This window comes from Streptomyces aurantiogriseus, from assembly GCF_014649375.1.
GTDB lineage: Bacteria > Actinomycetota > Actinomycetes > Streptomycetales > Streptomycetaceae > Streptomyces > Streptomyces aurantiogriseus.
In genome coordinates, this window is sequence record NZ_BMSX01000029.1 from 1 (window position 1) to 11,915 (window position 11,915).

Annotated in this window: 9 protein-coding genes; all 9 read right to left on the reverse strand. The window is 71.3% G+C overall.

Annotated features, from left to right (window positions below; all coding sequences use genetic code 11):
* Nucleotides 1–245 precede the first annotated feature (245 nt).
* Nucleotides 246–527, reverse strand: a complete 282-nt coding sequence (locus IE263_RS40880) for an HU family DNA-binding protein (RefSeq protein ID WP_004000874.1) — start codon at nucleotides 525–527, stop codon at nucleotides 246–248.
* A gap of 317 nt (nucleotides 528–844) precedes the next feature.
* On the reverse strand, nucleotides 845–2,263 hold the full coding sequence (locus IE263_RS40885) for an NAD-dependent malic enzyme (protein WP_189943177.1): 1,419 nt from the start codon (nucleotides 2,261–2,263) through the stop codon (nucleotides 845–847).
* 322 nt (nucleotides 2,264–2,585) lie between these two features.
* Entirely contained in the window at nucleotides 2,586–4,976 is a 2,391-nt protein-coding gene (locus IE263_RS40890) for a HelD family protein (protein WP_189943178.1), read from the reverse strand.
* Between the two features lie 120 nt (nucleotides 4,977–5,096).
* The gene (locus IE263_RS40895; RefSeq protein WP_308430815.1) at nucleotides 5,097–5,876 is read right to left on the reverse strand and encodes an anti-sigma factor family protein; all 780 of its coding nucleotides are present in this window, start codon (nucleotides 5,874–5,876) and stop codon (nucleotides 5,097–5,099) included.
* Between the two features lie 50 nt (nucleotides 5,877–5,926).
* Nucleotides 5,927–6,448: a sigma-70 family RNA polymerase sigma factor gene (locus tag IE263_RS40900; protein WP_010039908.1), complete on the reverse strand. Its 522-nt coding sequence runs from the start codon at nucleotides 6,446–6,448 to the stop codon at nucleotides 5,927–5,929.
* Between the two features lie 362 nt (nucleotides 6,449–6,810).
* A complete protein-coding gene (locus tag IE263_RS40905; protein WP_189943180.1) occupies nucleotides 6,811–7,404 on the reverse strand; it encodes a CGNR zinc finger domain-containing protein in 594 nt (197 codons plus the stop codon).
* Nucleotides 7,405–7,779: 375 nt separating this feature from the next.
* Nucleotides 7,780–8,964 carry a uroporphyrinogen-III synthase gene (locus IE263_RS40910; protein ID WP_189943181.1) on the reverse strand — a complete coding sequence of 395 codons (1,185 nt, stop codon included), beginning with the start codon at nucleotides 8,962–8,964 and terminating at the stop codon, nucleotides 7,780–7,782.
* Nucleotides 8,965–9,083: 119 nt separating this feature from the next.
* Nucleotides 9,084–10,478 (reverse strand): nitrate/nitrite transporter, encoded by a 1,395-nt coding sequence (locus IE263_RS40915; RefSeq protein ID WP_189943182.1) that lies wholly within the window; start codon nucleotides 10,476–10,478, stop codon nucleotides 9,084–9,086.
* 161 nt (nucleotides 10,479–10,639) lie between these two features.
* Nucleotides 10,640–11,890, reverse strand: a complete 1,251-nt coding sequence (locus tag IE263_RS40920) for an acyltransferase family protein (protein ID WP_229911446.1) — start codon at nucleotides 11,888–11,890, stop codon at nucleotides 10,640–10,642.
* Nucleotides 11,891–11,915 lie beyond the last annotated feature (25 nt).

The window sequence follows — 11,915 nt, forward strand, 5'->3', positions numbered from 1 at the left end:
ATGGAGAAGCTCGTGGAACTGGGCGCGAAGGTCGAGCTGCCCGGCAAGGCGCTCGGATAGCCAACAGCCCTCGTACGAACGCCGATGGGGCGGCCACCCGGACTCGGGTGGCCGCCCCATCGGCGTTGTCTGCGCTCTCGGCGTCTGCGCCCTCGGCACATGCGCTGCGGGGCACTGCGCGGCCGGCCACGGGCGGCCCGCAGTTGCCCACAGCGCCGGTTGCCCACGGCGCTCTCAGCGGAGCGTCACTTGCCCTTGGCCGCTTCCTTGAGCTTCGAGCCCGCGGAGACCTTCACGCTGTAGCCGGCCGGGATCTGGATCGGGTCGCCGGTCTGCGGGTTGCGCGCGGTGCGAGCGGCACGGTGGGTGCGCTCGAAGGTCAGGAAGCCGGGGATGGTGACCTTCTCGTCGCCCTTGGAGACGATGTCGCCGACGACCTCGGCGAACGCGGCCAGCACTGCGTCGGCGTCCTTGCGGGTCACCTCGGCGCGGTCGGCCAGCGCGGCCACCAGCTCACTGCGGTTCATGTTGTTACTCCCGTGTTCTTCTTGCCATTGAGGCGTGCCACGCGGCGGAGCCGCATGTCGGGCGCCGTGAAGCCGATGCGCTCGCGCCCAGGGACGCATCCTGCCCCTACCTGCGGCGGGAAAGCCAATCCGGCACCCGCAGGAGTCGTGAGAACACCCTTGGGAGTCACACGAAGAGCGCCTTGCCCGGCCGCCACCCTAGAGGGCGGCTCAGGGCGCGAGGTTCCACGACGCGCCGGTGCCGAAGGCCGCCGTGGCGATCCTCACAGCACCCGCACAGTCGATCTCCATACCCCGCAATCGTACGGAACGCGTCGCTACGACGCCGACGCGCCCGCCGCCTTGGCCGCCTCACGCACCGCACCGGCCACCGCGCCGGCGACCTTGTCGTTGAAGACGCTCGGGATGATGTAGTTCGGGTTCAGCTCGTCCTCGGTCACCACGTCGGCGAGGGCCTTCGCGGCCGCGAGCATCATCTCGGTGTTGACCGTGCGGGACTGCGCGTCCAGCAGGCCGCGGAAGACGCCCGGGAAGACCAGCACGTTGTTGATCTGGTTCGGGAAGTCGGAGCGGCCGGTGGCCACAACCGCCGCCGTCTGGCGGGCGATTGCGGGGTCCACCTCGGGGTCCGGGTTCGCGAGCGCGAACACGATCGCGTCGTCGGCCATGGCGGCCACGTCGGCGCCGTCGAGGACGTTCGGGGCGGAGACGCCGATGAAGACGTCGGCGCCGTGCACGGCCTCCTTCAGAGTGCCGGTGAGGCCCTCGGGGTTGGTGTTGTCGGCGATCCAGCGCAGCGCCGAGTCCGGGGCGGCGTCCACGAGGTCCTCGCGGCCGGCGTGGACGACACCGTGGATGTCGGCGACGACGGCGTTCTTCACGCCGGCCGCGACCAGCAGCCTGAGGATGGCCGTGCCGGCCGCGCCGGCGCCGGACATGACGACGCGGATGTTCTCAATTGCCTTGCTGGTGACGCGAAGTGCGTTGGTGAGCGCGGCGAGGACGACGATCGCGGTGCCGTGCTGGTCGTCGTGGAAGACGGGGATGTCGAGGGCCTCACGCAGGCGCGCCTCGATCTCGAAGCAGCGGGGTGCGGAGATGTCCTCGAGGTTGATGCCGGCGAAGCCGGGGGCGATCGCCTTGACGATCTCGACGATCGCGTCGGTGTCCTGGGTGTCCAGGCAGATCGGCCAGGCGTCGATGCCGGCGAACCGCTTGAAGAGGGCCGCCTTGCCCTCCATGACGGGCAGCGCGGCCTTCGGGCCGATGTTGCCGAGGCCCAGCACGGCGGAGCCGTCCGTCACGACCGCAACGGAGTTGCGCTTGATGGTGAGGCGGCGGGCGTCCTCGGGGTTCTCGGCGATCGCCATGCAGACGCGGGCCACACCCGGCGTGTAGACCATGGAGAGGTCGTCACGGTTGCGGATGGGGTGCTTCGACGCCATCTCGATCTTGCCGCCGAGGTGCATCAGGAACGTACGGTCGGAGACCTTGCCGAGCGTGACGCCCTCGATGCCGCGCAGCTGCTCGACGATCTCCTCGGCGTGCGCCGTGGAGGTGGCCGCGATGGTGACGTCGATGCGCAGCTTCTCGTGGCCGGAGGCGGTGACGTCGAGGCCGGTGACCGAGCCTCCGTGGGACTCGACGGCCGTGGTGAGCTGGGAGACCGCGGTTCCGCTCGCGGGGACCTCCAGCCGGACCGTCATCGAGTAGGAGACGCTGGGCGCCGTTGCCATGGCCGACTTCCTCTGCTTTCACCTGTGACGCGGATTGCCGTCCGATCGTCGCACCTACTGTCGAGTAGGCGTTAGCCGCGGTGCATTGCGAACGTTTTGTTCACAACGAAAGAGGCTCACGTCACATCGTGACGTGAGCCTCTCTCACCGTTCATGACACCGACCCGCCATGCTCGCCTCGCGGCAAGTGGTCGCTCGTAGCGACGAAGGTTGGGCCCGGGGGCTTGGATCGGGCCGGTGCCACATCCAGGCTAACAAACGGATCCCGTAGGGCCATTCCCGTCCGCGGAGTTCACAGGAACGCCCCCCCGAGTGGCCCCGCTCAGTCGCGCAGGAGGTCGGGCACGCCGTGCGCGTCGGGCTCGTCCCGCTCCCCCGAGACGACCGTCAGCTGCTGGGTGGCCCGGGTCAGGGCGACGTACAGCACCCGCAGGCCGGCCGGTGACTCGTCGGCGATCTCGGCGGGCGACACGACCACCGTCGCGTCGTACTCCAGGCCCTTGGCCTCCAGGCTGCCGAGGGCGACGACGCGGTCGCCGAGTCCCGCGAGCCAGCGGCGGGCCTCCTCGCGGCGGTTCATGGCGACGACGACGCCGACGGTGCCGTCGACGCGCTCCAGCAGCCGCTCGGCCTCCGCGCGGACGGTCGACGCCAGGGAGTCCGTCACGGCACGGAAGCGGGGGACGACACCCGTGGAGCGGACCGCGGCCGGGGACTGGGAGCCGGGCATGGCCAGGGCCAGGACCTTCGCGGCCAGCTCGGCGATCTCGGCCGGGTTGCGGTAGTTCACGGTGAGCTGGAAGCGGCGGCGCGGGCGGGTGCCGAGGGCCTCGTCGCGGGCCTCGGCGGCCTCGTCGGGGTCCGACCAGGAGGACTGTGCCGGGTCGCCGACGACCGTCCAGGTGGCGTGCCGGCCGCGGCGGCCGACCATGCGCCACTGCAGGGGGGTGAGGTCCTGGGCCTCGTCGACGATGACGTGCGCGTACTCGATGCGTTCCTGGGCAAGGCGTTCGGCCCGCTCGCGCTGCGACTCCTCGCGGACCGGCATCAGCTCCTCCAGGCCGGTGAGCTGGTCCAGCGGGTCGAGCTCGCGTCTCTTCCTGGGGCGGGCCGGGGCGCCGAGGATCGCCTGGAGCTCGTCGAGCATCGCGATGTCGTGCACCGAGTGGCCGTCGCGCCTCAGGGAGCGGGCGACCCTGCGGACCTCGCCCGGGTTGAGGATGCGGCGGGCCCAGCGGCCGAGGCGCCGCTCGTCCGCCATGGCCACGAGGACGGCCTTCGGGGTCAGCTCGGGCCACCAGGCGTCGAGGAACTCGATGAAGCTGTCCTCACTGGTCACGTCCTCGTCGAAGGAGGAGCGCAGCTCGGCGGCCAGTTCGGGGTCGGTGTGCCGGCCGGCGGCGCCGGAGCGCTCCCAGAGGGCGTCCAGGAGGAGCTTGCGGGCGCGGGGGCGCAGCAGGTTCACGGGGGCGGTGCCGCCGAGGGCGGTGCGGCGGACACGGTCGAGGTCCTCGGCCTCCAGCTCCAGCCGGCGGCCGAAGGCGACGACGCGCAGGCGGGTGGGCGGGCCGGCCGGGGCCCGGGTGAGAGCGCCGTCGTCCACGTCGGCCAGGGTGAGCTGCCCGGCAGCGGCGGAACCGGTCTCGCGCGCGCCGCGGCCCGACCCCAGCTCCAGGGCGCCCCGCGCCGCCTTCCGCAGCACCTTCAGCATGCGGTACGACCCCTTCGCGCGGGCCACCGCCGGGGAGTCGTACAGGGTGGCCTCGACGCCGTCGACGAGGGAGCCGATGGCGCGGATGGCGACCTGGCCCTCCTCGCCGAGGGAGGGCAGGACGCCCTCGGTGTACGCCACCAGCAGGGGCGTGGGCGAGACGATCAGGATGCCGCCCGCGTACCGGCGCCGGTCCTGGTAGAGGAGGTAGGCGGCCCGGTGCAGGGCGACGGCGGTCTTGCCGGTGCCGGGGCCGCCCTCGACGTAGGTGACGGAGGCGGCGGGGGCGCGGATGACCAGGTCCTGCTCGGCCTGGATGGAGGCGACGATGTCCCGCATGGTGTGGCTGCGGGCCTGGCCGAGGGCGGCCATCAGGGCGCCGTCGCCGATGACGGGCAGCTCGTGGCCGTCGAGGAAGGCCTTCAGCTCGGGGCGCATCAGGTCGTCCTCGACGCCGAGCACCCTGCGGCCCTTGGAGCGGATGACCCGGCGGCGCACGACGCGGCCCGGTTCGACCGGGGTGGAGCGGTAGAAGGGGGCGGCGGCGGGGGCCCGCCAGTCGATCACCAGCGGGGCGTAGTCCTCGTCGAGGACACCGATGCGCCCGATGTGCAGGGTCTCGGCGATGTCGGCGGTGTTGTCGTCCCGCACGGCGCCCTCGGCGGGCTCCACGGCGGTGTAGGCGCCGTCGGGCCCCTTCTTGCCGTCCTTGCCCGGCAGCAGGTCGATCCGGCCGAAGAGGAAGTCCTCGAACTCGTTGTTGAGCCGGTTGAGGTGGATACCCGCCCGGAAGACCTGCGCGTCCCGCTCGGCGAGGGCACCGGGCGTGCCGACGTGGCCGCGCTGGGCCGCGTCGTGCATGAGGAACTCCGCCTCGTGGATCTTCTCCTCGAGGCGCTGGTACACCCGGTCGAGGTGTTCCTGTTCGACGCTGATCTCCCGGTCGCGAACTGAGTCCTGAACCGAGTCGACCGCGGTTTCCTGCTGAGCCTGAGCGGCCACCGGGCCCCCTTCTGACGTGCTGGGCAGCCGTCAACCGTACGCGAAGGGGGGCCCGAGAAGCGAGGGGCCTGCCCGGCGGAAACCGCCAGGCAGGCCAGGTGATGCGACTGTGGCTCCGTCTTACGCGTCGACCTCGACGAGCTTCTTGCCGTCGAAGGTCATGACCTCGAAGTGGTCGATCTCGTTCGGGGCGAAGGCCGCGCCGCCCTGGACGTACAGCGGGTTCTTGGCCTGTTCGGTCTTGGCGTTGGGCAGACCGTAGCCCCATTCCGGGACGGACCAGGACGAGATGGTCTCGCGCTCGCCGTTCTTGCCGACGGCGATGAGCGAGCACTTGTTGGGACCGGCCACGTTCTTGAGCTCGACGACGGCCTCGGTGCCCCAGGCCTTCTCCTGCGTGGCGACGGTCGCCGTGACCTTGGTGCTCGCGTCGGTCGCCGTGACCCGGTCGGAGAGGGTGTCGAAGACCGTCTTGGCGGGGTTCTTGTCCGCCAGGACCTGGGCGCTGTCGCCGCCGCTGTCGCCGGCGCTCGCCGCGACGGCCACGATCGGGCCGCTGACGATCAGCGCGGCCGCGGCCGCGATCATGTAGAAGCTGCGCCGGCGCTTCTGGGCGCGGCGGTCCGCGACCTCGTCGACGAGCTTCTCCACGAACCGTGGGTTGGGCTTGGCGGAGAGGGACTCGCCGATCGCGGGGGTCCCGGAGCCCGGCAGGTCCGCGAGCGCGGCCAGCATCGGCTCCATCCCGGCGAGCTCGTCGAGCTGCTGCGCGCACCACTCGCATCCGGCGAGGTGCGCTTCGAAGGCTGTCGCCTCGGCGTCGTCGAGGATGCCGAGGGCGTAGGCGCCGACGGTCTCGTGTTCGCTCGGGCTCTGAGATCCCTGCATAGATCCCTGCATGGGGCCAGACATACCCGAACCACCTGTTCCGAACCCCCCGTAAATGCTCATCACGCCGTCACCCCCCGCTCCTCCAGAGCCAGCTTCATCGACCGCAGGGCATAGAACACCCGTGAGCGCACGGTGCCGCTGGGTATGCCCAGCGTCTCGGCCGCCTCGTTGACGGTACGCCCCTTGAAATACGTCTCGACGAGCACCTCCCGGTGCGCCGGTGTCAGGTCGTCGAGCGCGTCCGACAGCGTCATCAGCCACAGCGCCTTGTCGATCTCGTCCTCCGCGGGGATGACCTCCAGCGGCGACGGGTCGACCTCCTGCGGCCGGGCCTGCCGGCTGCGGTGGCCGTCGATGACGATGCGGCGTGCGACCGTCACCAGCCAGGGGCGTACCGATCCGGTCGCTCGATTGAGCTGACCGGCGTTCTTCCAGGCACGGATGAGTGTTTCCTGCACCACGTCCTCGGCCCTCTGGCGGTCACCCGCGACCAGGCGAAGGACGTAAGCAAGGAGAGGTCCGGCGTGCTCCCTGTACAGGGCGCGCATCAGCTCCTCATCAGGTTCCGAGGGCTGGGACATGCGATGTCGGGCCCTCGTTCCACGTTCATTGGCCACGGCCGCATCCTTGCGCACGCCCACCTCCGGTGTCCGGGGGTTCCCCCGAGTCGGTCGCTCCACCACCCGTACGGAAGTGACCCGTTGAGTGTTCAAACCGCGCCGACAGATTTCTCCGGGTGCCGTGACGGAGGCGGACATGAGAGCACATTCCCGCCCCTCTTCCTTTACATTTCCGCCACACAGTCAAGACGGCGCGCGCTGCCCGGCGGACGGCGAAGGTAAACGATGTGTAATCGAAATCACTTCGACAGCGCTGTCACGAACACGGCATACCGGACAGGCGAGTTGGCACGGGCGAGCGGTGAAAGCATGGTGAACGCGCGTCACGCACGCGTGAGTGCGACACGTCTGCGGTGCCGGGCGACCCGCTCGCGGTTCCCGCAGACCTCACTGGAGCACCACCGCCGGCGGCGCCCCCGCGACGTGTCGACGTACACGATCGGGCAGTTGTCCCCCTCGCACTGCCGCAGCCCCGCCCGCGCGACGGGATCGGTGAGCAACTCCACCGCGTCCCGGGCGACCACGGCGAGCAGCGCCGCGCACTCCGGCGGCCCGTCCAACTCCCGCACGAGCGTGCCGTCTTCCCCGCGTACGGCACGGGGGGCCGGGGGCGCGGCGCGGGCGACGTCGTTGACGCGGGCGAGGGCGAGGTCGTAGGGGCGGGCATCCCTGGCCAGCCAGCCGTGCACCAACTGACCGACACTTCCCCGCAGTTCCCGGAAGGCGACCGGCCAGGACGCATCGGCGTGCGTCAGCGGCGTGCCCGGCGGGACGAGCCCGGACCCGGTGATCCACGCGCACAACGGCGGGAGCGCGTCGAGGCGTTCGAGGGGATGGGCGGTGGCGAGAAGGTCCAGGCAGATCCGTCCGGTGTCGAACCGCAGGTCGTAGGGCGCCGCGGGCGTAACCACTGCCATGTGCCTGTCACCGCCTAGGGAAGGCTCCTGGGGGAAGCGTTCCTTTCACAGTGCCGGGTGAGAGCGGGTCGCCGGAACCCCTCGTACCGGGTGCGGGTGTTTCAGCCCGGCGGGGGCGCCCTCTCCGGGGCGTCCAGGGCGAGGCCCGTCCGGTGTTTCATCGCGCCCGGGACACCCCCTCCGGGGAGCTCGAGGACGCATCCCGCTCGCAGCCGAAACGGAGACCAGGGGCAGCAGCCCCCGGTGAGGCCGCCCCCCACACCGGGCATTCCTCGGGGAAGTTCGAGGACGCATCCCGCTCAGGGCCGAAACGGGGTCCGGGTGCGGCAACCCCCGGTGAGGGCGACACCGACGCCGGCCGCCCTCACACCCCGCTCACACGTCCGCGTACTTCGTGTCCGCCGCCGGATCCAGCGCCAGTCGATACCCCCGCTTCACCACCGTCTGGATCAGCTTCGGTGCGCCCAGGGCCGTCCGGAGGCGGGCCATCGCCGTTTCGACGGCGTGCTCGTCGCGGCCGGCACCCGGGAGGGCACGGAGGAGGTCGGCGCGCGGGACGACCCAGCCCGGGCGGCGGGACAGGGCCCGCAGGAGGGACATGCCGGCCGGGGGGACCGGCTTCAGGCAGCCGTCGACCAGGACCGCGTGGCCCCGGATCTCCACCCGGTGCCCGGCGATCGGCAGGGACCGGGCCCGGGCGGGCAGCTCCTGGCACAGGAGCTGGACGAGCGGGCCGAGCCGGAAGCGTTCCGGCTGGACGGTGTCCACGCCGCGTGCCTGGAGGGGCAGCGCGGTGACCGGGCCGACGCAGGCCGGCAGGACGTCGTGGTTCAGGGCCGCGAGCAGCTCGGCGAGCAGGCCCCGCTCCTCCGCCCTCGACAGGAGCGAGGCGGCGGCGGGTGCGCTGGTGAACGTCACCGCGTCCAGTCCGCGCGAGACGGTGGCGTCGAGGAGCCGGTCGAGCGGCGAGACGTCCTCCGGGGGCATCCACCGGTAGACGGGGACCCCCACGACCTCCGCTCCCCCGGCCCGCAGCGCCTCCACGAACCCGGGCAGCGGCTCCCCGTGCAGCTGGATGGCGATACGGCGGCCGTCGACGCCCTCCTCCAGCAGCCGGTCGAGCACCTCCGCCATCGATTCACTCGACGGCGACCAGTCCTCCGTGAGACCCGCGGCGCGAATGGCCCCCTTGACCTTGGGCCCGCGCGCGAGCAGCTCGACGTCGCGCAGCCGGGCGAGCAGCTGCTCGCCGAGGCCCCAGCCGTCGGCGGCCTCCACCCAGCCCCGGAAGCCGATGGCCGTGGTGGCCACGACGACGTCCGGCGCCTGGTCGATGAGGTCCTTGGTGGCGGCGAGCAGTTCACCGTCGTCCGCGAGCGGCACGATCCGCAGGGCGGGCGCGTGCAGCACCGCCGCCCCGCGCCGCTGGAGCAGCGCTCCGAGCTCGTCGGCCCGGCGCGCGGCGGTCACGCCGATGGTGAACCCGGCGAGGGGCCCGTGCTGCTCGGTGTCCCGGACCTCGGCGGTGCCCTGGTCCGGTCGCTGCTGTCGTTCTTGCATAACTCTCGTCCCGCACTCGAGTCGTTGCCCTACACGAGGTGCTGATCCACCTGCATGCCGATCGAGCCTGTCAACGGTGCGTGACAGGCTCGGTTCGGCTTCATGTCGTCAGTGTTACGTCACACCTCGGCGTAGCTGAGCTGCGGCTTCGCCTCGGAGGTGGGGCCGGAGGCCGTGATCCGCCCGGCGGAGCGGCGAAGGTATACGGCCCAGGTGACCGCGAAGCACGCGGCGTAGAAGGCGAGGAAGGCGACGAAGGCGCCGGTTCCGGAGCCGTAGGAGAGGAAGGACTGCCGGAAGGCCAGGTTGATGCCGACACCGCCGAGCGCGCCGACCGCGCCGATGAGGCCCATGGAGGCACCGGAGAGACGCCGGCCGTAGGCGGCCGCCTCCTCGCCCTCGAGCCCCTTCGCGACGGCCTTCGCATGGAAGATGCCGGGGATCATCTTGTACGTCGACCCGTTGCCGAGGCCGCTGAGCACGAACAGCACCACGAAGACCGAGACGAAGAGCGGCAGCGACTTCTGCATGCTGGCGTAGACCAGGACGGCGGTGGCGGCGGCCATGCCGACGTAGTTGTAGAGGGTGATGCGGGCCCCGCCGTAGCGGTCGGCCAGCCAGCCGCCGACGGGGCGGATCAGGGAGCCGAGCAGCGGGCCGATGAAGGTGAGGTAGGCGGCCTGCAGCGGCGTACGGCCGAACTGGTTCGTGAGGACCTGGCCGAAGGCGAAGCTGTAGCCGATGAACGAGCCGAAGGTGCCGATGTAGAGGAAGGACATGATCCAGGTGTGGGCGTCCTTCGCGGAGTCGATCGCGGCGCCGGTGTCGTTCTTCACGGACGAGAGGTTGTCCATGTACAGCGCGGCGAGGGTCGCGGCGATCACGATCAGCGGGATGTAGATCCCGAGCAGCACACGCGGGCCACCGCTGGCGCCGATGACGGCGAGGCCGGCCAGCTGGAGGACCGGCACCCCGATGTTGCCGCCGCCCGCGTTCAGGCCGAGCGCCCAGCCCTTCTTACGGAGCGGGAAGAAGGCGTTGATGTTGGTCATCGAGGAGGCGAAGTTGCCGCCGCCGATGCCCGCCAGCAGGCCCACGAGGAGGAACGTGTTGTAGGAGGTCCCCGGCTCCATCACCGCGAACGCGGCGACCGTGGGGATCAGCAGCAGCGCGGCGGAGACGATCGTCCAGTTGCGGCCGCCGAAGATCGCGACGGCGAAGGTGTACGGCACCCGGACGACCGCGCCGACCAGCGTCACGACCGACGTGAGCAGGAACTTGTCGGCCGGGGTGAGGCCGTACTCCGGCCCCATGAAGAGCACCAGCACGGACCACATCGTCCAGATCGAGAAGCCGATGTGCTCGGAGAGGACGGAGAAGACGAGGTTGCGGCGGGCGATCTTCTCGCCCTTCGCGTTCCAGAAGGCCTCGTTCTCCGGGTCCCACTCCTCGATCCAGCGACTCCCCTTCCTGGTGGGGGACGGGGGTGCGGGGGCTGTACCAGGGGCTGTCATGACGCCTCCACGTGCTCCGGGGCTCGGGTGGTTCGCGGTGATGAGCGGTGATGAGTCCCGAAGGTAGGGAGGGCGCGTTTCCGGCCTGTGCCTGTGGGTGACCGGAAGGGAACGATGCTCTCACCTCCGGCGGGGGCTGGGTGAGAGGTTTTGGGAAAAAGTCAGGAGCGGGGCGGCGTGCCGGCGGGATCGAGGACTGTTCGGCGAGCAGCGCGCGCGTCCCCTTGTGCGCTCCCGTCCGGCCACAGCCGCGGCCTCCTCCCCGCCGCCAGGTCCTCCACCCACCCGAAGCAGACCACGCACCCGGCGGTGAGCAGCCAGATGAACGGCAGCTGCGGCCAGGGGCTCTCCAGGAGCCACGGTGTGTTCTCCTCCAGCGCGGAGACGCTCCACAGGTGGTCCCACAGGGACTCGGTCACCACGATGCACAGGGTGTGCCACAGGTAGATCGTCACCGCGCGGGAGTTGAGCAGGGTGATCAGACGGTCCCAGCGGCGCAGGCCCGGCGGCCACTCCCGCCAGGAGGGGCTGATGTGGAGAAGCAGCAGGACGGCCGCGAAGGACCAGAGGGACTGGGCGAACGGCATGTCGTCCAGGTCGTGACCCTCGCGGAAGTCATGGGTCAGGGCGTACCAGAGGCCCACCCCGGCCACCACCGGGGCCAGGGACGGGACGACGTACCGCGGCAGGCGTCGCAGGACGCCCTCCCGGTGGGCCATGCCCAGCAGCCAGCAGGCGCCGAACGCGCCGACGTCGCTGAGAGCCGCCTCCAGGCGCCAGCCGGGCACCGACAGCAGGCCGAACTCCAGCGCCGCCGACAGGGCGACCGGGGAGAGGATCGTCGGCCAGGGGGCCGCTCGCACGGCCCGCAGCAACAGGGGGGACAGCAGGACGAACCAGAGGTACGCGCGGATGTACCACAGGGGCACCGCCATCGCGGTCGCCCAGTCGTCGCCGATCAGGCCCTGCACGCCGGGCAGGTCCTCGCCGTACGGCGGGTCGCTCAGCGGGAGGATCCAGTACGTGAGGTGGAGCCACCACCAGCCGGGGTGCCCCTCCTCGTCCGGGCCCCAGCCACCGAGCAGCATGCCCGTCACGCCCACCGCGCCCAGCAGCCACAGCGGGGGCAGCAGGCGGCGCAGACGGCCGCCGACGACCTCCACCGCCCCGCGTCGGCCCAGGGAACGGGCCATGAGGTTGCCGGCCAGGGCGAACATCACGCCCATGGACGGGAAGACGACCGGCAGCCAGGCCCAGCCCATCAGGTGGTAGAAGACGACACGGAAGAGGGCGATCGCGCGGAGGAGGTCGAAGTAACGGTCCCGGCCCGGCCCCGTCCCCGACTCCGGCTCCGTTCCCGACTCCGGCTCCGTCCCCGTCCCCGACTCCGTCCCCTCTGCTGACTCCTTCACCGGCCCGTTCGGAGACGACTCCGCC

What these genes read in the sequence shown, in the direction of transcription:
- IE263_RS40885 (WP_189943177.1), bottom strand. Translation starts at nt 2,263, where the DNA reads ATGGCAACGGCGCCCAGCGTCTCCTACTCGATGACGGTCCGGCTGGAG.
- IE263_RS40905 (WP_189943180.1), bottom strand. Translation starts at nt 7,404, where the DNA reads ATGGCAGTGGTTACGCCCGCGGCGCCCTACGACCTGCGGTTCGACACC.
- IE263_RS40900 (WP_010039908.1), bottom strand. Translation starts at nt 6,448, where the DNA reads ATGTCCCAGCCCTCGGAACCTGATGAGGAGCTGATGCGCGCCCTGTAC.
- IE263_RS40895 (WP_308430815.1), bottom strand. Translation starts at nt 5,876, where the DNA reads ATGCAGGGATCTATGCAGGGATCTCAGAGCCCGAGCGAACACGAGACC.
- IE263_RS40910 (WP_189943181.1), bottom strand. Translation starts at nt 8,964, where the DNA reads ATGCAAGAACGACAGCAGCGACCGGACCAGGGCACCGCCGAGGTCCGG.
- IE263_RS40915 (WP_189943182.1), bottom strand. Translation starts at nt 10,478, where the DNA reads ATGACAGCCCCTGGTACAGCCCCCGCACCCCCGTCCCCCACCAGGAAG.
- IE263_RS40880 (WP_004000874.1), bottom strand. Translation starts at nt 527, where the DNA reads ATGAACCGCAGTGAGCTGGTGGCCGCGCTGGCCGACCGCGCCGAGGTG.